The sequence below is a fragment of the Streptomyces sp. NPDC040545 genome (assembly GCF_055595065.1).
In genome coordinates this window covers 59,166-80,712 of the sequence record NZ_JBVIWA010000013.1, presented here as the reverse complement: position 1 = coordinate 80,712, position 21,547 = coordinate 59,166, and the positions used below count along the sequence as shown (strand labels likewise).

The following is a 21,547-nucleotide window of genomic DNA, read 5'->3' as shown; positions in this document are numbered from 1 at the left end:
GCGTTTGCCGTCAAAACCCGCCCAAACGGCTGTGGACAAGTCCCCTTTTCCTGTGGGCAACTGAGCCGCCGTCTCACCCGACGGTCTCGTACGCCGCCTTGGCGGGGCTCGCTCCGTCCACCGGCTCCGGCTTCGCACCCCGTCCGAACCGGGGCCGGGACCTGGTCCGGGTCCCGGTCCCGTAGAGGAGGGCGGCCAGGGCCAGGCCGAGGATCCCGCCGACCAGCTGGGCGCCGACGAATCCGGGCAGCGACTCGGGGGCTATGCCGGTGAAGGAGTCACTGAAGCTGCGCCCGAGGGTGCCCGCCGGATTGGCGAAGGAACCGGAGGAGGTGAACCAGATCGCGGCCGCGATGTACGCGGCGACCGCCGCCGGGAGGAGCCTGGAGCGCCCGATCCGGCCGAGGCCCTGGATCAGGAGGACGAGACCGGCGGTGGCGACCACCTCACCGATGAGCAGGTGACCGCCGTCGCGCACCTGGGTGGCGAAGGTGCCCGGGGTCCGGCCGAACATGACTTCCGCGATGAGGGCGCCGCCGATGGCTCCGGAGCTCTGGGCCACGGCGTAGACGAGCGCCTCGCGGCCGCCCAGTCCCTCGCCGCCGGTCCGGCGGGACCACCAGGAGGTGAGGGTGACCACCGGGTTGAGGTGGGCGCCGGAGAGCGGTCCGAAGATCATGATGATCAGCCCGAGGCCGATGGCCGAGGCGAACGAGTTGGCGATGAGGGCGACACCGGTGTCGCGGCTGAGCTCGGCGGCCTTGAGGCCGGAGCCGATCACGACCACGAGCAGGCCGGCGGTACCGACCAGCTCAGCAGCGGCGCGGCGTGACAGTGAGGGTTGGGCTGTCATGGTTTCTCCCTCTGAACAGAAGTGACAGCGGAAAATATATTCCGCATCTTGGAAGAGCGATAGAGGGTGTCCACCACCTGTCACCACGGGCCGCCACCGGAAAATCCGTGCCGCGAGGCCGCCTGACCGGGCACGCTGGAGCCATGGATGAAAGACGCACCGTGAAGGTGTCGAAGTACGTCTCGAAACACCTGCGACACCAGCCGGAACGGATCGGACTGGTGCTCGATCCCCACGGCTGGGTGGAGATCGACGACCTGCTGCGCGCGGCCGCCGCGCACGGCTTCCACTTCAGCCGGGCCGAGCTCGACCACGTCGTCGCCGCCAACGACAAGCAGCGGTTCGCCGTGGAGGGCACCCGGATCCGGGCCAGCCAGGGGCACACCGTCGCCGTGGATCTGGATCTGCCGGAGGCCGAACCGCCCGCGTACCTCTACCACGGCACCGTCGCCGCCGCCGTGGAGCCGATCCGCGCCGAGGGCCTGCGCCCGATGGCCCGCCACCATGTGCACCTGTCCCCCGACCGGGAGACCGCCACCCGGGTCGGCGCGCGCCGCGGCCGGCCCGTCGTGCTCAGCGTGGACGCCGGGGCGATGCGAGCCGCCGGACACGTCTTCCGGATCAGCGCCAACGGGGTGTGGCTGGTGGACGCCGTACCGCCGCAGTTCCTGCGCTTCCAGTAGTTCCGCGCCGGCCGTCAGGGCCGGGCATCCAGGGCTCCGGAATTCACGCAGAGATTGTCCGACCATCCCCCTAATCTGTGAACCACTCCGGGATCTGTGAGGGGGGGACCTCGCGATCACCGAACCATCCCTGTATGCACGCGAGGTGACGCCCTATGACGTCCACGTCCACATCCCCGTCCACGCCCCCGTCGACGCCCCACAGCTTCCAGGTCGATCTGCGCGGCCTGGTGGACCTCCTCTCCCACCACCTCTACTCCAGCCCGCGCGTCTACGTCCGCGAGCTCCTGCAGAACGCGGTGGACGCGATCACCGCGCGCCACGCCCTCGACCCGGCGGCGGAGGCCCGCATCCGGCTCTCGGCGTCCGGCGGCCGCGTGACCATCGAGGACAGCGGCATCGGCCTGACCGCCGCCGAGGCCCACTCCCTCCTCGCCACCATCGGCCGCAGCTCCAAGCGCGGTGGCGCAGGCGCCGATCTCAACGAGCAGGGCCTGGAGGCGACCCGCCAGGAGTTCCTCGGCCAGTTCGGCATCGGCCTACTCGCGTGCTTCGTCGTGGCCCGTCAGATCCGCGTCGTCACCCGCTCCGCCCGCGACTCCCAGGCCGCGCCCGTCGAATGGCTGGCCACGGACGACGGCTCGTACACCGTGCGCGAACTGCCCCATGAGGCACGGCCGGAGCCCGGCACCACCGTCGTCCTGGAGGCCCGCCCGGGCGCCACCGAATGGGCCGTCCCGGCCAAGGTCGAGGAGCTGGCCTGCGACTACGGCTCCCTGCTGCCGTACGACATCACCTTCGACGACGGCGAGGGCGGCGAGCCGCGTCCCGTCACCGACCGGCCCGCCGTGTGGGACCGCCCCTTTCCCACCCCGGCCGCCCGTCGCGTCGCGCTCGCCGGGCACTGTGCGCAGCTCTTCGGGTTCACCCCGCTCGACAGCATCGACCTCGACCTGCCGGTCGCCGGCGTACGCGGAGTGGCATACGTCCTTCCCGAACCGACCAGCCCCGCCCACCGGGCCGGACACCGCGTCCACCTCAAGGGCATGCTGCTGACCGACCGGGCCGACAACCTGCTGCCCGACTGGGCGTTCTTCGTCCGCGCCGTCCTCGACACGGACACCCTGCGCCCCACCGCCTCCCGCGAGAACCTGTACGACGACGAGACCCTCGCCGCCGTACGGGACGCCCTCGGCGGCCGGGTCCGCGGCTGGCTCGCCGAGCTCGCGGCGAGCGATCCGGACCGCCTGGCCGCTTTCCTGCAGGTCCACCACCTCGGCGTGAAGTCCATGGCCCGGCACGACTCCGAGCTGCTCGGGCTGATGCTGCCGTGGCTGCCGTTCGAGACCAGCGACGGCTCGATGAGCCTCCAGGAGTTCGCGGCCGCCCACACGGACATCCACTTCACCCGCACCGTCGAGGAGTTCCGGCAGATCGCACCGATCGCCGCGGCCCACGGGCTCGGCGTCATCAACGCCGGATACACCTACGACGCGGACCTGCTGGCCCTGCTGCCCGCCGTACGGCCGGAGCTCAAGGTCACCGAACTCGACGCCGGGGCCGTCACCGAGCGGCTGGACCCGGTGCCGGCCGCAGCCGAACTGGCGCTCGCCCCCTTCCTGGCCACCGCGCGCACCCGGCTGGAAGCCCAGGGCTGCGACGTGGTGCTGCGCGCCTTCCAGCCCGTCGCCGTGCCCGCGCTGTACCTCGACGACCGGCAGGCCCGCCAGGAGCGCGACCGCACCGCCGCGCTGGAGAGCGCCGACTCCCTGTGGAGCGGCATCCTCGGCGCGCTGCGCGGCTCCGCACCGCGCGCCCGGCTGGTCCTCAACCACAACAACCCGCTGATCCGCCGGATCGCCGCGCTGCCCGACGAGGCCCTGACCGGTACCGCCGTCGAATCGCTCTACGGGCAGGCCCTGCTGATGTCCCAGCGGCCGCTGCGCCCCGCCGACTCCACCCTGCTCAACCGGGCCTTCCTCGGACTCCTGGAATGGGCGACCCACTCCACCGATTCCCGCGACGCCCAGGAGGACCAGAAGTGACGACGCTGACGCGCGAGGAGATCGTGCGGGGTCTGGCGGAGAACCGCGAGACGCCGAACGGCGCCGTGCGCAACGCGCACGCCGAGGCCCTGGCCGGCGCGGCAGAGACGAGCGGTGACCGGGCCCTGTTCCGCGAGGCCCTGGACAACCTGATCAACGCCTACCTCTACAGCTCCGAGTCGTCCAGGATGCTGGTCCCCTTCGCCCGGCTGCTCCAGGAATACGACAAAGACCCGGGCGCCTTCTCGCACTGGGACACGCATTCGCTGTTCTGGCAGTTCAAGTGGGTGGCCACGGCCATCTCCGACTCTCCCGGGATCCCGCTGGAGTCGGCCACCGGCTGGCTGGACGAGATGGAACGCCGCTACCGGATCGCCGGTTACAGCGAGCGGCCCGTTCGCGAGGCCGAGCTGTGGCTCGCCGACGCGACCGGCGAGGACGAGCGCGCCGAGCGGGCCTTCCGGCGCTGGCTGGCCGCCGAGCGCGACGACATGAGCGACTGCCGGGCCTGCGAACTCAACGGCCAGGGCCAGTACGCCGTCCTGCACGGCAACGACGCCGAGGCGCTGGAGCTGTGGAAGCCGGTTCTCGAGGGTGATCTGACCTGCGCCGAGGAGCCCCACCGGCTGCTCGCCACCTCGCTGCTGCCGCTGCTGCGGCTCGGCCGGGCCGACGAGGCGCGCTCCCACCACCTGCGCGGCTACCGCATGGCCCGCGGCAACGAGAGCCTCCTGCCCTCGGTCGGCAAGCACATCGAGTTCTGCGCGCTCACCGGCAACGAACCGCGCGGCCTGGAGATCCTGGCCGAACACGCCGCCCATGTGGCTCCGCTCGCCAACCTCGACGACCGGCTGGCCTTCCACGGCGCCATCCTCGTGCTGCTGCGCCGCCTGCGGGAGCTGGGGCACGGGCGGACCCCGGCCGTGCCCTACGAAGGAAGCCCGCGAACCGTCGACGAGCTGTACGAGGTGCTGTATGCGGGCTGCCTGGACATCGCCCGGCAGTTCGACGCGCGCAACGGCACGACCCGGGTCTCGGACCGGTTCCTCGCACAGGTCGGTCGCGAGCCGCTGCTGGCCGAGCTGCCGCTGGGCGTGCGCAGTGCGGCGCTGCCGCAGACCGCCTCGGCCCCCGCTCCCGCTGCCCACGGGCCCGGGCCGGCCCTGACGGCCGCCGCCTTCACCGAGCTCGTGGAGCGGGCCCGCCGTGCCCGGGACCTGGGTCATCCGGGCACGGACGCGCTGTGGGCCGAGGTGGCGGTACGGCTGGACGCGCTGCCGGAGGCCGATCCGCTGGTCCGCGCCGACCTCGCGGACCAGCAGGCCCTGGCAGCAGGACGGAGTGGGGCCAAGGAGGCGCCGGAGCTGCTGAGCGCGGTCCGGGACGGCTACCGGGCGCTCGGCGTCGCCGAGCGCGCGGCGCTCGCGGAACTGCGGCTGGCCGGTGTGGCAGCGCAGTCCGGAGCCGCGCCGGCGGAGGTCCGGGCACTGCTGCGCGTCGCCCTGCGGTCCGCCGAGGCACTGGACGCCGCCGAGCCGCTGCGGGCCCGGCGCATCGCCCTCGTGGAACTGTCGGCGATCCGGATGGAGTCGTACCTGCGCTCGGTGGAGACGCCCGACGGTGACGACCACCACGACCACCACGGGGAGCTGGCCGCCGAGCTGGCCGACTTCGTCGCCGCCCATGAGGGCACTTTCGCGGACCTGGTGTCGGAGGCCGAGGAGATGCTGGGCCGCGTGGCCCTGACGCAGGGCGACCCGGAACGGGCCGTGCCGCTGCTCGCGGCGTCCGCCGCGCGGGCTGCCCTGGCGGGCCGGCCGTGGCGGGCCGTGGACCCGCTGGTGCTGCGGGCCGGGGTGCTGATGACGCTGGAGCGGCCCGAGGAGGCGGAGGCCGCAGCGCGCTCCGCGCTGGAACACGCCACCGAGGTGACCGACGCCGAGACACAGGGCGTCGTACGGCTGACCCTCGCGGACATCCTGCTGCAGCGGGGCGAAGCGGCCGCGGAGAGCGCGGAGCACGCGCTGGCCGCGGCCCACTGGTTCGACCAGGCCGGACTCACGGCCGACGGCGGTGCGCAGGCCCGGCTGCTGCTGGCCCGGGCCTATGCGCGGGACGGCCGGAGCGCCGAGGCGGCGGAGGTCCTGCAGTCGGCGCTGGCGGACCTGCTGGAGCACGGCGACCAGCAGGCGGTGTCCGTACGGGAATTCCTGGGTGATCTGCTGCGCCGGCTGAACGAGCCCCGGCCGGCGGCGGAGCAGTACCTGCTGGCTGCGGAGGTCACCAAGGGCTGGGAGGATCCGCGTCCGCAGGCGGGCCTCGCACATCCGGCCGCGGACACCCTGAGCGACGCGGGACTGGCCGTGGAGGCGGCCGCCGCGTACGAGCGGGCCCTGGAGCTGCACCGGCTGACCGGCGGGGTCCCGGTCGCCGAGGCGCGGATCCTGCGCTCCCTGGCCTGGCTGGGGCTGCGTGAGGAGGTCACCGCCACGGCGGTGTCGGAGGCCCGGAAGCGGATGGAGGAGGCGGCCGAGGTGCTGGAGGCGGCCCTGGCGGCGGATCCCGCCGCCCCTGAGCTGCGGTCCGAACTCGCCCAGACCTGGCACCAGCTGGCGCAGGTGCTCGACCGGCACGTCAACACGAACGAGCAGTCCTACGAGGACGCCGACGAGGACGAGAAGGACACCGGGGACGCCGGGGACGCCGGGGAGCAGGATCTCGCCGGCCCGGAGGCGGAGCCGGCGGCCGCGGCCCGGCTGAGCCCCGCAGAGGTCGACGGGCTGCGCCTGGAGGAGATCGAGCTGTGGGACCGGGCCGCCCGCATCTACGCCGAGCTCGGCCCCGGCCATCTGCGGGACCGGTTCCAGTGCGTGAACAACGCGGCCTGGACCGAGCAGGAGCGGGGCGACGCGGCCGCGGGCGCCGCACGCGTGACCGCGCTGATCGACGAGGCCCGGGCGCTGCCCGGTAACGACGTGCCGGACTGGCTCCTGCCGTCCGCGGAGCGCCTGCTCACGCAGCTGAACGGCACGGAGTAACGCTCGCCGTCCCGGTTGTCGTCGCCGTTCGTGCGAGCGGCGACGACGACCGGTGGGTCAGCTGTCGAGCTGGGCCAGGGCCTCGGTGGCGATCTTCTCGAACACGGCCTCGTCGGCGGCGAACTCGGAGTCCGGGATCGGGGCGTGGATCACCAGCTCGGTGAATCCCAGATCGCGGTGCCGGCCGGCGAAGTCGACGAACGCGTCCACGGACTGCAGCACGGTGTTGGCCTCGGGCGTGAAGCCGGTCAGGAGGATCTTCTCCACGGGCTCCAGGTCCCGCCCGATCTCCAGGAAGGCCGCGCCGAGCCGTTCGAGCTGCCCGCGCAGGGCCTCCCGCGACTGCTCGGGCGTGCCCTCCTCGAAGAGCTTCGGGTCGCCCGTGGTCACCCAGGCCTGGCCGTGCCGGGCGGCGAGCCGCATGCCGCGCGGTCCGTTCGCGGCGACCGCGAACGGCAGCCGGGGCCGCTGCACACAGCCGGGGATGTTGCGGGCCTCCTCGGCGGAGTAGAAGGTCCCCTCGTGGCTCACCGAGCCCTCGGTCAGCAACCGGTCCAGCAGCGGCACGAACTCGGCGAAGCGGTCGGCGCGCTCACGCGGGGACCAGGCCTCCTGGCCCAGCGCGGTCGCGTCGAAGCCGTTGCCGCCCGCACCGACGCCGAGGGTGATGCGCCCGCCGGAGATGTCGTCCAGGCTCATGAGGTCCTTGGCGAGGGTCACCGGGTGACGGAAGTTCGGGGAGGTGACCAGCGTGCCCAGGCGCAGCCGCTCGGTGGCGGTTGCCGCCGCGGTCAGGGTGGGCACCGCACCGAACCACGGGCCGTCGCGGAACGTCCGCCAGGACAGGTGGTCGTAGGTGTAGGCGGTGTGGAACCCGAGCTGCTCGGCCCGAAGCCACTGATCGCGTCCTCCCTCGTGCCATCGACGTACCGGAAGGATCACCGTGCTCAGACGCAGACTCATGGTTCGAGCCTACGGCGAGCCGATGTTTCACGTGAAACGGCGGCGTTTCACGTGAAACATCGCCCGAGGTGACAGCCTCCCGCCCGTGGTCAGGACCTCCTCGGCCATGGGCGAAGATGGAGCCGTGACCTCGGCTCCCCAGTGCCCGGACGGGCCAACCCCCACGCCCCGGCTGATCGCCACCGACCTCGACGGCACCCTGCTGCGCGACGACAAGTCCGTCTCGCCGCGCACGGTCGCCGCGCTCGCCGCGGCCGAGGAGGCCGGGATCGAGGTCTTCTTCGTCACCGGCCGCCCGGCCCGCTGGATGGATGTGGTCAGCGACCATGTACACGGCCACGGCCTGGCGATCTGCGCCAATGGCGCGGCGGTGGTCGACCTGCATGCCGGACGAGAGTTCGTGCAGGTCCGAGCCCTTCCGCGGGTGGCCGCGCTGGCTGTCGTCGATGCCCTGCGGGCCGCGGCACCCGGCACTTCCTTCGCGGTCGAGCTGACCACCGGCATCAACTACGAGCCGACGTACCCGCCCTTCTTCAAGGACCCGGGTGCCCGGGTCGCCACCGCCGAGAAGCTGCTGCACGAGGACACGGACGAGAGCTCCGCGCCCGTGCTCAAGCTGCTGGCGCACCACGGCGAGCTGGCCCCGGACGAGTTCCTGGCGCTGGCTCGGTCCGCCGCCGGCGAGTACGCGTCGATCACCCGGTCCAGTCCCACCGCGCTGCTGGAGGTCAGCGGCCCGGGCGTGTCCAAGGCGAGCACCCTGGCGCTGTGCTGCGACGAGCGGGGCATCTCCCCCGCCGAGGTCGTCGCCTTCGGGGACATGCCGAACGACGTGGAGATGCTCACCTGGGCGGGCACCTCGTACGCCATGGGCAACGCCCACCCCGATGTGATCGCGGCCGCGTCGGGCCGTACGGTCGCCAACAACGAGGACGGGGTCGCCCTCGTCATCGAGCGCATCCTGGCCGAACGGACCGCGCAGCAGCAGAGGGCTTAGACGACGGGCTGGAGCGGGGCCTCCCACACCACGGTGGTCCCGCCGCCGTCCTCGCCGATGCCCGGACCGTACGAGCTCGCGCCGCCCAGCGACTCGGCCCGTCGGCGCAGGTTCCGCAGCCCGCTACGGCGGCCGCCCTCCGGGATGCCCACCCCGTCGTCGGCGACCTCCAGCCGGACACCGGGGCGGCCGTCGGCCAGCGTGATGGTGGAGTCGATGACCACGTCGATCCGGGTCGCCTCGGCATGACGGAAGGCGTTCGACAGGGCCTCGCGCAGGGCGGCGATCAGGTTCTTGCCCACCAGCTCACCGACAACCGTGTCGACCGGGCCGAGGAAACGGTGGGCGGGCTTGAAGCCCAGGGGCACCGCAGCCATGTTGATCTCCCGCAGCACCCGGGTACGCAACCCGGACGGAGCCTCCGCCGGACCCTGTTGGAGGGCGAAGATCGCGGTGCGGATCTCCTGGATCGTCACGTCCAGTTCGTCCACGGCCTTGCCCACGCCGTCGCGCACCTCGGGGACGACGGTCCGGCGCTGGGCGCCTTCCAGCATCAGCCCGGTGGCGAAGAGCCGCTGGATGACAAGGTCGTGCAGGTCGCGGGCGATCCGGTCACGGTCCTCGAACACCGCCAGCCGCTCGCGGTCGCGCTGTGCCTCGGCCATCATCAGGGCGAGCGCCGCCTGTGAGGCGAACTGGCTGGCAAGAGTCCGCTCGGCCTCGGTGAAAGGACGCCCGCCGCGGGCCCGGGGGGTCACCAGCGCGCCCAGCACCCGCCCGCCGCTCTGCAGCGGCAGCAGCATGCACGGGCCGTACTGGCTGGTGAGCTTGCTGGTCATGCGGGGGTCGGCCGCGGCGTCGTCCACGAAGACCGGCTCACCCGCCAGCAGCCTGTCCACCACCGGGCTCTCGGCCGGGATCACCACGCCGAGCGAGGTGGCCGGGTTCTCGGAGGAGACGGCGACGATCTCCATACCGCCCTCCTCGGCCGGCAGCATGACGATCCCGGCGGCGGAGTCGGCCAGCCGGCGGGCCTGTTCGGCGACCACCGCGAGCGCGTCGTCCGCGTCCCCGCCGGACAGGAGAGCGGTGGTGACGGCCACCGAGCCGTCGATCCAGCGCTCGCGCTGGGTGGCGGCCTCGTACAGCCGGGCGTTGCCGATGGCGATGCCCGCCTCGGTGGCCAGGACCCGGACCATGTGGAGGTCGTAGTCGCTGAACTCGCCGCCGCCGTTCTTCTCGGCGAGGTAGAGATTGCCGAAGATCTCCCCCTGCACCCGGATCGGTACTCCGAGGAAGGACTTCATGGGCGGGTGGTGCGGCGGGAACCCCGCCGCACGCGGGTCCTTCGTCAGATCGGCGAGCCGCACCGTGTCGGAGTGCGAGATCAGCGCTCCGAGCAGACCCCGTTTCCCGTCGGGGCGGTGTCCGATCTTCCGGGCCTGCGCGGAGCCGATCCCGTGGGTGACGAAGTCCGAGAGCCCGCGGCCCTCCGTGTCGACGACGCCGATCGCCGCGTAGCGGGCGTCCGCGAGCTCGGCCGCGGTCTCGCAGATGCGGTCCAGCGTGGTGTGCAGCTCGAGCCCGGTCCCGACCGACCTCATGGCCTCCAGCAGTTGCGGTACGCGGGCCGTGAGCTCGGTGGACAGCCCGTGCAGACTCCTGGTGGCCTGGGTGGCGGCCACCAGCGGGTCCGGAGCTCCCGCAGCTGCTGGCGTTCCCTCCGCTCCCGGCGCTCCCGGCAACGGATTCGGCAAGGGACCCGGTGAGGGATCCGGCGGTTCCTGCGACTGCTGCGCTGACATGATCCTGAGCGTAGTTAGTCCCTATTGGCGGGGAAAGTTGGCCAAAGTTCCGTCCGCTGCCCTTTCGCGCTCCAGCAGCCGCCGCAGCGGTCCGTCGACGTCGGCCAGCTCCGTGTACGGGCCGCGCTGCACGACCTCGCCGCGGTCCAGTACGAGCACCTCGTCGACCGCCTCCAGGCCGGCCAGGCGGTGCGTGATCAGCACGGTGGTCCGGCCCTCGGTCACGGCCAGCAGATCCGCCGTCAGGGCGTCCGCCGTGGCCAGGTCCAGATGCTCGGCCGGCTCGTCCAGGACCAGTACGGGGAAGTCCGCGAGCATCGCCCCGGCCAGAGCCAGCCGCTGGCGCTGACCACCCGAGATCCGCTCGCCGTGCTCGCCGACCAGCGTGTCCAGTCCGTCCGGAAGACCGTCGGCCCACTCCAGCAACCGGGCCGCGGCCAATGCCTGCCGCAGCTGCTCCTCGCTCGCCCCGGTCCGGGCCAGACGCAGATTCTCCCGGACCGAGCTGTCGAAGATGTGCGCGTCCTGGGCACACAGGCCCACGAGAGCCCGTACGTCGTCGCCGTGGAGCGTGCGCGCGTCACTCCCGCCCAGGCTGTACGTGCCTTCGGCCGGGTCCAGGAACCGGAGGAGGACCTGGGCCAGGGTGGTCTTGCCCGACCCCGAGGGACCGACGACGGCGATGCGGCGGCCGGCCTCCAGGGTCAGGTCCACGTCCCGCAGCGCGGCACGCTCCTGGCCGGGGTGGCGGGCGGTGAGCCCCGTCAGCCGCAGCGGGAACGGCGAAGCGGGGGCCGCGGCGGGCTGCTCCGGCTCGGCGACCGGGACCGGCGCGTCGATGACCTCGTAGACCCGCTCGGCGCTGCGGCGTACCCGCTGGCGGTACTGGACGGCGAGCGGAAGTCCGTTCACGGCCTCGAAGGCGGCCAGCGGCGTCAGGACCGCGACGGCCATGGCCACCCCGGACAGCCGGCCGTCGTGGACGGCGTTCGCGGCAACGGCTGCGGCGGCCACGACGGTGAGTCCGCAGACCAGGGCCGACAGGCCGCCGCCCAGCCCGGCCGCGGCCGAGCCCCGTGCGGCGATGCCCGTCAGCAGGCCGTCGCTCTCGCGCGTCCGGCCCTTGCGGTCCTCCAGCGCACCGGCCACGGTCAGCTCCGCGGTCCCGGTGAGCAGATCGGCCACCCGAGTGGCGAGTTCGCCCCGGGCGGGCGCGAGCCTGCGCTCCGCCCGGCGGGCGCAGGCGCCGCTGACCAGCGGTACCGCGACGCCGGCGGCGAGCAGTCCGACGGCGAGTACGGCTCCGGCCTCGGGCAGCAGCCATGCGGTGAAGGCGACCGAGCCCGTTCCGACGAGCACCGCCGTACCGACCGGCAGCAGCCAGCGCAGCCAGTAGTCCTGCAGTGCGTCGGCGTCGGCCACCAGCCGGGCCAGCAGGTCCCCACGCCGGTGTTCGCGCAGCCCGGCGGGCGCGATGCGCTCCAGTCGGCGGTAGACGGAGACCCGCAGGTCGGCGAGCATCCGCAGCACGGCGTCGTGCGAGACGAGCCGCTCGGCGTACCGGAAGACGGCGCGGCCCATTCCGAAGGCCCGGGTGGCCGTGACGGCCACCATCAGGTAGAGCACGGGCGGCTGTTCCGAGGCCCGCGAGATCAGCCAGCCCGACACCGCCATCAGGCCGACGCTGCATCCGACGGCCAGCGCCCCGAGCAACAGCCCGAGCCTGAACCGTCCTTGCCACGCTCTGGCGACCGCCCGCACCCGGCGCAGCGGATCCCCGGCCCCGCCCGAACCGGCCCCGCCCGAACCGGCCCCGTCCGAACCGGCAGCGGCAGAACCGGCCTGGCTCGAACCGACCGGGCCCGAGCCGCTGCCGGTCCCCGCCCGCTCGCGCGCCGCACCGAGGATCCACTCCCCGGAATCCGGGACGTGTTCGCCGCGGTCACCGGCCGCATCGGAGGACAGCAGCCCGGCGCCGGCGGGGAAAGCGGCGCGGCGGGGGAGTGCCCCATCGGCGACAGCCCCTTCGGGGCCGTCACCCGCCGCCATGGCCACCACCCGGTCGGCGACGGCGAGCAGCGCCGGCCGGTGCACGACCAGCAGCACGGTCCGCCCCGCGGAGAGCCGCCGGACCGCGTCCACGATCCCCGCCTCGGTCTCGCCGTCCAGCGCCGCCGTCGGCTCGTCCAGCAGCAGCACGGGCCGGTCCGCCAGGAACGCGCGGGCCAGGGCCAGGCGCTGCCGCTGACCGGCGGACAGGCCCACACCGCCCTCGCCCAGCACGGTCTCCGCCCCGCGCGGCAGCGCGGTCACGAACTCCCAGGCCCCGGCGTCCTTCAGCGCCTGGGCCACATCGGCGTCGGAGGCCCCCGCGCGAGCCAGCCGCACGTTCTCGTCGATCGTTCCCGCGAACAGGTGCGGCCGCTGCGGCACCCAGGCGATCTGCTGCCGCCACTGCGCGGGCGACAGCTCGGCCAGGTCCACGCCGGCGACCCGGACCCGCCCGGCGGTCGGCGTCACGAATCCCAGCAGCACCTGGAGCAGCGTGGACTTCCCCGCTCCGCTCGGACCGGTGAGGGCCACGCACTCCCCCGGCCCGACCGTGAGCGAAACCGGCCGGGGCGAGTCCTCGCCACGGCCCTCGTAGCGGACGGCGATCCCCTCGATCTCGATCCGCAGGGGAGCACCGCCCGGCAGCTCGGCCTTCCCGGCCGTACCGGTGGTGGGGGTCTCCAGAACCTCGAAGATCTCCTCGGCGGCCGCCAGTCCTTCGGCGGCCGCGTGGTACTGCGCCCCCACCTGCCGCAGCGGCAGGTACGCCTCGGGCGCCAGGATCAGGATGACCAGCCCGGTGTAGAGGTCCAGTTCGCCGTGGACCAGCCGCATGCCGATGGTCACGGCCACCAGGGCCACCGACAGGGTCGCCAGCAGTTCCAGTGCGAAGGAGGAAAGGAAGGCGATGCGCAGGGTCCGCATCGTCGCGCGCCGGTAGTCGTCGGTGATCTTGCGGATCGACTCGGCCTGCGCCTTGGCCCGGCCGAAGACCTTCAGGGTGGGAAGCCCGGCCACCACGTCGAGGAAGTGCCCGGAGAGCCGGGACAACAGCCGCCACTGGCGGTCCATCCGGGACTGGGTGGCCATGCCGATGAGGATCATGAACACAGGGATCAAGGGCAGCGTCACCACGATGATGGCCGCCGACACCCAGTCCTCGGTGACGATGCGGGCCAGCACGGCCACCGGCACGACCACCGCGAGCCCCAGCTGGGGCAGGTAGCGGGAGAAGTAGTCGTCGAGCGCGTCCACGCCCCGGGTGGCCAGTGACACCAGCGATCCGGTCCGCTGCCCGGCCAGCCAACCGGGCCCGAGCTCCGCGGCCCGGTCCAGCAGCCTGCCCCGCAGCTCCGACTTGACCGCCGCACCCGCACGGTGCGCGGCGAGCTCCGTGAGCCAGGTGATCAGACCGCGTCCGAGCGCCACCGCAGCGAGCAGCAGCAGTGGCGTCCGGAGTGCCTGGCCGTCGAGCCCCCGCTCGAACGCTCCGACCACGATCTCGGCGATCAGCATCGCCTGACCGACGACCAGCCCCGCCCCGGCAAGACCCAGAGCCACCACCGCCCCCAGGAAGAGGCGGGTGGAACGGGCGTACCGGAGCAGGCGCGGGTCGATCGGTTTCACGTGAAACATCCCCTCGGGGAGGTCGTCAGCCGGACGGGCGGGTCATACGTCGCGGGGGACTCGGTACGGGACTGCAGAGCTCGGTACGGGGCTCGGTACAGAGCCCCGTACCGGGCTCAGTGCACGTCGACGATGTGCTGCGTCCCGATCCGCTTGCGGAACACCCAGTACGTCCAGCCCTGGTAGAGCAGGACGAGCGGGGTGGCCACGGCCGCACACCAGGTCATGATCTTCAAGGTGTACGCACTGGACGAGGAGTTGGTGACCGTGAGGTTCCAGGCCTCGTTCAGCGAGGACGGCATGACGTTCGGGAACAGCGTGAGGAAGAGCATCGCGACGGCCGCCGCGATGGTGACCCCGGACAGTGCGAACGACCAGCCCTCGCGGCCGGCCAGGTTGAAGCCGAGGGCCCCGACCAGCGCCAGCACCGCGACGATCATCGCGATTAGGCTCGCACCGTCGCCGCGCGAGACCTGGGTCCAGATCAGGAAGACCAGGGCCAGCACGGCGGTGACCACGCCCAGCCGGGTCGCCAGCTTCCGCGAGCGGTCCCGGATCTCGCCGACGGTCTTGAGCGAGGTGAAGACCGTGCCGTGGAAGGTGAACAGGGTGAGGGTGACCAGGCCGCCGAGGACCGAGTAGACGTTCAGCAGGTCCAGGAAGCCGCCGACGTACTCCTTGTTCTCGTCGATCTTGACGCCGCGCACGATGTTGGCGAAGGCGACGCCCCACAGGAACGCGGGGATCAGCGAGGTCCAGAAGATCGCGTGTTCCCAGTTGGTCTGCCACCGGTCCTCGGGGCGCTTGTGCCGGTACTCGAAGGCGACGCCACGGATGATGAGGCAGATCAGGATGAGCAGCAGCGGCAGGTAGAAACCCGAGAAGAGGGTGGCGTACCAGTCGGGGTACGCGGCGAAGGTGGCACCGCCCGCGGTGAGCAGCCAGACCTCGTTCCCGTCCCACACGGGCCCGATCGTGTTGATCAGGACCCTCTTCTCCGTACGGTCACGGGCGAGCAGCTTGGTCAGTACGCCGACTCCGAAGTCGAAGCCCTCCAGGAAGAAGTAGCCGGTCCACAGGACGGCGATGAGTATGAACCAGACATCGTGGAGTTGCATGGTGTGCGCTCCTCGGCCTCAGTACGAGAAGGCCATCGGCCGGTCGGGGTTCTTGTCGTCCCCACCGATCTTGGTGGGTGGGTTGAGGTCTGCCTCGGTGAGTTCCGGGGGGCCGGCCTTGACGTACTTGACGAGGAGCTTGACCTCGATCACGGCCAGCACCGCGTACAGGAGCGTGAACCCGATCATCGAGGTGAGCACCTCGCCCTGGGACACGTTCGGCGAGACCGCGTCCCTGGTGCGCAGGACTCCGTAGACGACCCAGGGCTGGCGGCCCATCTCGGTGAAGATCCAGCCCCAGGAGTTGGCGATGAGCGGGAAGCCCATCGTCCAGAGCGCGACGATCCAGTACAGGTTGGCGAACTTCGGGCTCAGTGGCTTCTTGAAGAGCACCAGGTGGGGGACCTCGTCCTCCCCGGTCCGCAGCTCCGCCGGCAGCATGAACCGCTTGCGGGTCAGCCACAGGCCGAGCACACCGATGCCGAGGGAGGCCATGCCGAAACCGATCATCCAGCGGAAGCCCCAGTAGGCCACCGGGATGTTGGGCCGGTAGTCGCCGGGGCCGTACTTCTCCTGCTCGGCCTTGTTGACGTCGTTGATGCCCGGGACGAAGGAAGTGAAGTCGTCGTTGGCCAGGAAGGACAGCAGGCCGGGGATCTCTATCGCCACCTTGTTGTGGCCCTTGTCGACGTCTCCGTAGGCGAAGACGGAGAAGGGCGCGGGCGCCTCGCCGTCCCAGAGCGCTTCCGCGGCGGCCATCTTCATGGGCTGCTGCTTGTACATCACCTTGCCGAGCAGGTCACCGCTGATCGCCGTGCCCATACCGGCGATGATCATGACGATCAGGCCGAGGCGCAGCGAGCTCCGCATCACCGGGACGTGCTTCTTGCGCGCCAGGTGGAAGGCGGATATTCCGGCCATGAAAGCGCCGCCGACCAGGAAGGCGGCCGTGATGGTGTGGAAGAACTGGGTGAGCGCGGTGTTCTGGGTCAGCACGAGCCAGAAGTCGGTGAGCTCGGCCCGGCCCCGCTCCTCGTTGATGCGGTACCCGACCGGGTGCTGCATCCAGGAATTCGCCGCCAGGATGAAATAGGCGGACAGGACGGTGCCCATGGACACCATCCAGATGCACGCCAAGTGGATCTTCTTCGGCAGCTTGTCCCAGCCGAAGATCCACAGACCGATGAAGGTCGACTCGAAGAAGAAGGCGATCAGCGCCTCGAAGGCCAGGGGGGCCCCGAAGATGTCGCCGACGAATCGCGAGTAGTCGGACCAGTTCATGCCGAACTGGAACTCCTGGACGATGCCGGTGACGACACCCATCGCAATATTGATCAAGAAGAGCTTTCCCCAGAACTTCGTGGCTCTGAGGTACTTCTCCTTCTCGGTGCGCACCCACGCCGTCTGCAAGCCCGCCGTAAGGGCGGCGAGCGAGATCGTCAGGGGTACGAAGAGGAAGTGGTAGACGGTCGTAATGCCGAACTGCCATCGCGCCAATGTCTCCGGCGCCAAAGCTAGGTCCACGTCGTCTTCTCCTTGTCGTCGCCGTGGTCACAGCCGCAGTCTGCCTGGCGGGTTCCCTCCATACCGGGAGGAAGCAGGACACGCTTGTGAACGCGTTCACATTCACAAGCATTATGTCGCATCACTCCCGGCCACCTTCGAGCGGGGTACCCCTCTAGCCAATCGATTCAACAGATTGTTGAATGCGGCTCATGCAGATACGAATCTCCTGGCCCGCGGGCCAGCTCACCGCAACCCTCGACGAGACCCCGACCAGCAAGGCGCTGGCCGAGGCCCTTCCGATTTCCGCCTCCGCCAACACCTGGGGCGAGGAGGTCTACTTCGACACCGGGGTCTCCGTCGCCCTGGAGGACGACGCCCAGCAGGTCGTCGCCCCCGGCACGGTCGCGTTCTGGACCGAGGGCGACGCCCTCGCGCTGCCCTACGGCCCCACGCCCATCTCACGTGGAGGCGAGAGCCGCCTCGCGAGCCCGTGCAACGTGCTCGGCTCCTTCGACGGCGACCCCCGCCTGCTGTCCACCGTCCGCGACGGCGATCCCGTCCGCGTGGAACTCGCCTGAGCCACCACGGGACGGCCCTTTCGGCCCCCTGCCTCCCGGAGCTCCGTACCGCCTAGAGCTCCTTGAAGAACGCCTCGGCCGTGTGCAGGAAGAGGTCGTTCGCCTCGGTCTCACCGATCGTGACCCGCAGGCCCTCGCCCGCGAAGGGCCGGACCACCACACCGGCCTTCTCGCAGACCTCCGCGAACTCGGCGGTCCGCTCCCCCAGCCGCATCCACACGAAGTTCGCCTGCGTGTCCGGCACGGTCCAGCCCTGGGCGACCAGCGTCTGGTGCACCCGCGTGCGCTCGCTCACCAGCGCCCCGACACGGCCCATCAGCTCGTCCTCGGCACGCAGCGAGGCCACCGCCGCGTCCTGCGCGAGCTGGCTCACACCGAAGGGCACGGCCGTCTTGCGCAGCGCAGCCGCCACCGGCTCGTGCGCCACCGCGAAGCCGACCCGCAGACCGGCCAGCCCGTACGCCTTGGAGAACGTACGCAGCACGGCGACGTTCGGGCGGTCGCGGTAGAGCTCGATGCCGTCCGGTACGTCCACGTCGCGCACGAACTCGCGGTACGCCTCGTCCAGGACCACCAGGATGTCCGAGGGCACCTGGTCCAGGAAGCGCTCCAGCTCGGCGCGGCGCACGGCCGTACCGGTGGGGTTGTTCGGGTTGCAGACGAAGATCAGCCGGGTCCGGTCGGTGATCGCCGCGGCCATCGCGTCCAGGTCGTGCACGTCGCCGTCGGTCAGCGGGACCCGCACCGAGGTCGCGCCCGAGATCTGCGTGATGATCGGGTAGGCCTCGAAGGAGCGCCAGGCGTAGATCACCTCGTCGCCCGGGCCGGCGGTCGACTGGATCAGCGACTGGGCCACACCGACCGAGCCGGTGCCCGTGGCGATGTGCTCGACCGGCACGCCGAAGCGCTCGGCGAGCTCGTTCACGAGGCCGGTGCAGGCCATGTCGGGGTACCGGTTGAAGTTCCCGGCCGCGGCGACCGCGGTCTCCAGCACGCCCGACAGCGGCGGGTACGGGTTCTCGTTCGAGGACAGCTTGTACGCGACAGGCCCTCCCGCGGCAGCCGGCTTGCCGGGCTTGTATGTCGGAATGCCGTCCAGCTCGGCGCGCAGCTTCGGGCTCTTCTCGCTCACCGCAGGTCCTCCTCGACCGTCCCGTACGACGTCGCCGTCGACTCAATACTGCTCACCTTATGAGGATTCCGCCGTTCCGAGAATGGGGGCGCCAGGAATGCGGGGGAGCGCACGCATATATGCGTGCGCCGGTGGCCTGCGCCGTGGCGCGCGTCCCTCGTGCAGGTGAGTTGAGAACGGCCCGAGATCACATCGTTTTGGCATGCTCGGACCCGACGACAAGCTCCACACTCGCCCTCAGCGATCAAACACCTTCATTTCCAAGGTCATTGGGGGTGGCGAACCATGCAGAAACGTGCCTGTCAACGCCTGCATATGCACCCAGACCACCCTCCCCGCCGAGCCCTACTATCGGCTCGCCATGACAGCAGCAGGGAAGCATCAGGTGAGCCGGACCGAGACCACCCGGCGGGCCGCCGGCCGACAGGGCCGGGCCGGCATCAGGGACGTGGCCGCAGCGGCGGGCGTCTCCATCACGACCGTCTCCGACGCGCTCAATGGCAAGGGACGGCTGCCCGACGCCACCCGCCGCCACGTTCGCGAAGTGGCCGACCGGCTGGGCTACCGCCCGTCGGCCGCTGCCCGCACCCTCCGTACCGGCAAGTCCGGCCTCATCGGCCTGACCGTGACGACGTACGGGGATGAACCTTTCACCTTCACCGAATTCGCCTACTTCGCCGAGATGGCCAGGGCCGCCACCTCCGCCGCGCTCGCCCGCGGCTACGCCCTGGTCATCCTCCCCGCCACCTCCCGCCACGACGTGTGGTCCAACGTCGCCCTCGACGGCACCGTCGTCATCGACCCCTCCGACCACGATCCCGTCGTCACCGAACTGGTCCGCCAAGGTCTGCCCGTGGTCTCCGACGGCCGCCCGGCAGGCTCCCTCCCCGTCACCGCCTGGGTCGACAACGATCACGAGGCCGCCGTACTCGGCCTGCTCGACCACCTCGCCGCCGCCGGCGCCCGCCGGATCGGACTGCTGACCGGGACCACCACCGACACCTACACCCGGCTCTCCACCACCGCCTACCTCAGCTGGTGCGAGCGCGTCGGCCAGGACCCCGTCTACGAGTCCTACCCCGCCCACGACCCGTGCGCGGGCGCCGTCGCCGCCGACCGGCTCCTCGCCCGCCCCGACCGGCCCGACGCGGTCTACGGGCTCTTCGACCCCAACGGCACCGATCTGCTCGCCGCCGCCCGCCGCTACGGCCTGCGCGTCCCCGAGGACCTGCTGCTCGTGTGCTGCAGCGAGTCCACCGTCTACGCCAACACCGAGCCGCCCATCACCACCCTGTCCCTCAAACCCCGCCGCATCGGCACCGCCGTCGTGCAGCTCCTCATCGACGCGATCGAGGGAGCGAACACCGGACGCCCCGTCGAGCAGGTCGTCCCGACCGAGCTCATCATCCGTACCTCGTCACAGCGCAGGCAGCCCCGCACGACCGTCAGCCCGCCCCGTTCGCCGGCCCAGGACTGACCGACAGACCGTCCGGTCGGCCTGCCTAAGGACCGACCCAGGACCATCCGAGCACCGACCAAGGACCGGCCGAGGATTTCAGCAACGCCGATATCGGGAGAAAACGGTAGGAACGATCGGCTCCGTAAAGGATTCACCACCCCTGGTGCGTCACAGAGCGCGAGCCGCATTCCTATGATGGGCGCACGACATCACGGACCCTCCTCCCTGGAGGTCAGGAGGGTCCGCAGGTGTACGGCAGCGCGACGGTGGTGGAGGGGTCGATGACTCAGGGGGCCGGTCAGGGACCCGCGATGCGGACGGACACGCTGCGGGACTTCCGGGTTCCCGTCACCGAACCCGCCCTGTACGCCGTATCCACGTCCACCGGGCTGCCCGGTGAGCCTCCGGTGTACGGCGAGTACCCGGCGTACTACGAGGACGGCGCGCCGAACGTGCCCCCGCAGCCGGGCTACGCGCCGCAGGCGCCCGCGCACCAGCCGGCCGCACCGCAGCCGCCCGCGCAGCCGCCCGCGCAGCAGCCTGCGTACCCCGACACGCGCCTCCACGCACACCCCGACGCCGAACCGGCCCACGCGGCGGCCCAGGGCCCCGACGAGGACGACCTGGAGGGCTACACCCCGACCTACCGGGACCTGCCCGTCATCGGCCGCGGCGCGCTCGGCGGCCCCGGCGACACCGTCCAGGTCCAGTACGTGCCCCAGGACCACGCCGCGGGCCCCGGCCCGCTCTACGTCGTCGGCGACGTCCACGGCTACCTCGACGAGCTCGTCACCGAACTCCAAGCCCAGGGCCTGATCGACGCGGAGCGCCGCTGGTCCGCCGGCAACGCCCGGCTCTGGTTCCTCGGCGACTTCACCGACCGCGGCCCCGACGGCATCGGCGTCATCGACCTCGTGATGCGGCTGTCCGCCGAGGCCGCCGCCGCCGGCGGCTACTGCAAGGCCCTGATGGGCAATCACGAACTCCTGCTCATCGGCGCCAAGCGGTTCGGTGACACCCCGGTCGTCTCCGGCGCCGGCACCGCCACCTTCCAGGCCGCCTGGCTCCTCAACGGCGGCCAGCGCACCGACATGGAGCGCCTGCAGGACGTCCACCTGCAGTGGATGTCCCGCCTGGACGCGGCCGTCCTGGAGGAGGGCCACCTGCTGCTGCACTCCGACACCACGGCCTACCTCGACTACGGCGACTCCATCGAGGACGTCAACGACACCATCCACGAGCTCCTCAACCGCGGTGACGCCGACATCACCTGGGACCTCTTCCGCAAGTTCACCAAGCGGTTCGCCTTCCGCGACGAGGGAACCGGCCCGGCGGCCGTACGCGAACTCCTCGACACCTACGGCGGCAGCCGCGTCGTCCACGGACACAGCCCCATCCCGTACCTGCTCGGCGAAGTGGGCACCGAGGACGGCGACGAGTCGCGCGGCCCCGAGGCGGTGGACGGCCCGCACGTGTACGCGGAGGGTCTCGCCATCGCGATGGACGGCGGGGTGACGATGGCGGGCAAACTGCTTGTCGTACAACTCCCCCTGAGCGACTGAGAGCTTACGGAGAGGGGTATTTCCGGAAAGCCCCTGTCACGGCGTGGCGTGGGCGCTCTACCATCGCTCTATCCGTAGCAGGCTCTCCTCCGTTTGTGCCGGCGCCCGGGTCTACGCGGGCATACCGGCT

14 protein-coding genes are annotated in these 21,547 nt (G+C 71.5%); 7 read left to right on the top strand and 7 right to left on the bottom strand.

What is annotated here, in order from left to right; translation table 11 throughout:
* Positions 1-73: 73 nt before the first annotated feature.
* Complete coding sequence (locus ACZ573_RS23800; protein ID WP_471307250.1) at positions 74-853, bottom strand: aquaporin; 780 nt, start codon at positions 851-853, stop codon at positions 74-76.
* A 143-nt stretch (positions 854-996) separates the two neighbouring features.
* Here ACZ573_RS23800 and ACZ573_RS23795 point away from each other — a divergent pair, with 143 nt between their 5' ends.
* The 3 genes from ACZ573_RS23795 to ACZ573_RS23785 all read left to right on the top strand — a co-directional run bounded on the left by ACZ573_RS23795 (position 997) and on the right by ACZ573_RS23785 (position 6,619).
* Positions 997-1,536 (top strand): RNA 2'-phosphotransferase, encoded by a 540-nt coding sequence (locus tag ACZ573_RS23795; RefSeq protein ID WP_471307249.1) that lies wholly within the window; start codon positions 997-999, stop codon positions 1,534-1,536.
* A 155-nt stretch (positions 1,537-1,691) separates the two neighbouring features.
* Positions 1,692-3,581: an HSP90 family protein gene (locus tag ACZ573_RS23790; protein ID WP_471307248.1), complete on the top strand. Its 1,890-nt coding sequence runs from the start codon at positions 1,692-1,694 to the stop codon at positions 3,579-3,581.
* On the top strand, positions 3,578-6,619 hold the full coding sequence (locus ACZ573_RS23785) for a tetratricopeptide repeat protein (protein WP_471307246.1): 3,042 nt from the start codon (positions 3,578-3,580) through the stop codon (positions 6,617-6,619). The genes ACZ573_RS23790 and ACZ573_RS23785 overlap by 4 nt, the downstream gene beginning before the upstream one ends.
* Positions 6,620-6,676: 57 nt before the next feature.
* Here the strand turns inward: ACZ573_RS23785 and ACZ573_RS23780 are convergent, their stop codons facing one another.
* The gene (locus ACZ573_RS23780) at positions 6,677-7,582 is read right to left on the bottom strand and encodes an LLM class flavin-dependent oxidoreductase (protein ID WP_471307244.1); all 906 of its coding nucleotides are present in this window, start codon (positions 7,580-7,582) and stop codon (positions 6,677-6,679) included.
* 106 nt (positions 7,583-7,688) lie between these two features.
* On the opposite strand from ACZ573_RS23780, the gene ACZ573_RS23775 reads away from it, so the two are divergent.
* A complete protein-coding gene (locus tag ACZ573_RS23775; RefSeq protein ID WP_471307241.1) occupies positions 7,689-8,579 on the top strand; it encodes a Cof-type HAD-IIB family hydrolase in 891 nt (296 codons plus the stop codon).
* Here the strand turns inward: ACZ573_RS23775 and ACZ573_RS23770 are convergent.
* The 4 genes from ACZ573_RS23770 to ACZ573_RS23755 form a co-directional block, all read right to left on the bottom strand.
* Positions 8,576-10,384: a GAF domain-containing sensor histidine kinase gene (locus tag ACZ573_RS23770; protein ID WP_471307239.1), complete on the bottom strand. Its 1,809-nt coding sequence runs from the start codon at positions 10,382-10,384 to the stop codon at positions 8,576-8,578. The genes ACZ573_RS23775 and ACZ573_RS23770 overlap by 4 nt on opposite strands.
* Before the next feature lie 21 nt (positions 10,385-10,405).
* Positions 10,406-14,062 (bottom strand): thiol reductant ABC exporter subunit CydD, encoded by a 3,657-nt coding sequence (gene cydD, locus ACZ573_RS23765; RefSeq protein ID WP_471307238.1) that lies wholly within the window; start codon positions 14,060-14,062, stop codon positions 10,406-10,408.
* Between the two features lie 116 nt (positions 14,063-14,178).
* A complete protein-coding gene (gene cydB, locus ACZ573_RS23760; protein ID WP_471307236.1) occupies positions 14,179-15,180 on the bottom strand; it encodes a cytochrome d ubiquinol oxidase subunit II in 1,002 nt (333 codons plus the stop codon).
* 18 nt (positions 15,181-15,198) lie between these two features.
* Complete coding sequence (locus tag ACZ573_RS23755; protein ID WP_373044213.1) at positions 15,199-16,704, bottom strand: cytochrome ubiquinol oxidase subunit I; 1,506 nt, start codon at positions 16,702-16,704, stop codon at positions 15,199-15,201.
* Positions 16,705-16,895: 191 nt separating this feature from the next.
* Here ACZ573_RS23755 and ACZ573_RS23750 point away from each other — a divergent pair, with 191 nt between their 5' ends.
* A complete protein-coding gene (locus ACZ573_RS23750; RefSeq protein WP_030010169.1) occupies positions 16,896-17,264 on the top strand; it encodes a cyclophilin-like fold protein in 369 nt (122 codons plus the stop codon).
* A 52-nt stretch (positions 17,265-17,316) separates the two neighbouring features.
* On the opposite strand, the gene hisC is transcribed toward ACZ573_RS23750, so the two are convergent.
* Positions 17,317-18,396 (bottom strand): histidinol-phosphate transaminase, encoded by a 1,080-nt coding sequence (gene hisC, locus ACZ573_RS23745; protein WP_471307234.1) that lies wholly within the window; start codon positions 18,394-18,396, stop codon positions 17,317-17,319.
* 361 nt (positions 18,397-18,757) lie between these two features.
* Here hisC and ACZ573_RS23740 point away from each other — a divergent pair, with 361 nt between their 5' ends.
* Both ACZ573_RS23740 and ACZ573_RS23735 read left to right on the top strand, forming a co-directional pair.
* A complete protein-coding gene (locus ACZ573_RS23740; protein ID WP_403635573.1) occupies positions 18,758-19,873 on the top strand; it encodes a LacI family DNA-binding transcriptional regulator in 1,116 nt (371 codons plus the stop codon).
* 248 nt (positions 19,874-20,121) lie between these two features.
* Positions 20,122-21,417: a metallophosphoesterase gene (locus tag ACZ573_RS23735; protein WP_471307486.1), complete on the top strand. Its 1,296-nt coding sequence runs from the start codon at positions 20,122-20,124 to the stop codon at positions 21,415-21,417.
* Positions 21,418-21,547: the final 130 nt, after the last annotated feature.

What these genes read in the sequence shown, in the direction of transcription:
- ACZ573_RS23800 (WP_471307250.1), bottom strand. Translation starts at nt 853, where the DNA reads ATGACAGCCCAACCCTCACTGTCACGCCGCGCCGCTGCTGAGCTGGTC.
- ACZ573_RS23795 (WP_471307249.1), top strand. Translation starts at nt 997, where the DNA reads ATGGATGAAAGACGCACCGTGAAGGTGTCGAAGTACGTCTCGAAACAC.
- ACZ573_RS23790 (WP_471307248.1), top strand. Translation starts at nt 1,692, where the DNA reads ATGACGTCCACGTCCACATCCCCGTCCACGCCCCCGTCGACGCCCCAC.
- ACZ573_RS23780 (WP_471307244.1), bottom strand. Translation starts at nt 7,582, where the DNA reads ATGAGTCTGCGTCTGAGCACGGTGATCCTTCCGGTACGTCGATGGCAC.
- ACZ573_RS23775 (WP_471307241.1), top strand. Translation starts at nt 7,689, where the DNA reads ATGGGCGAAGATGGAGCCGTGACCTCGGCTCCCCAGTGCCCGGACGGG.
- ACZ573_RS23770 (WP_471307239.1), bottom strand. Translation starts at nt 10,384, where the DNA reads ATGTCAGCGCAGCAGTCGCAGGAACCGCCGGATCCCTCACCGGGTCCC.
- cydB (WP_471307236.1), bottom strand. Translation starts at nt 15,180, where the DNA reads ATGCAACTCCACGATGTCTGGTTCATACTCATCGCCGTCCTGTGGACC.
- ACZ573_RS23750 (WP_030010169.1), top strand. Translation starts at nt 16,896, where the DNA reads ATGCAGATACGAATCTCCTGGCCCGCGGGCCAGCTCACCGCAACCCTC.
- ACZ573_RS23740 (WP_403635573.1), top strand. Translation starts at nt 18,758, where the DNA reads ATGACAGCAGCAGGGAAGCATCAGGTGAGCCGGACCGAGACCACCCGG.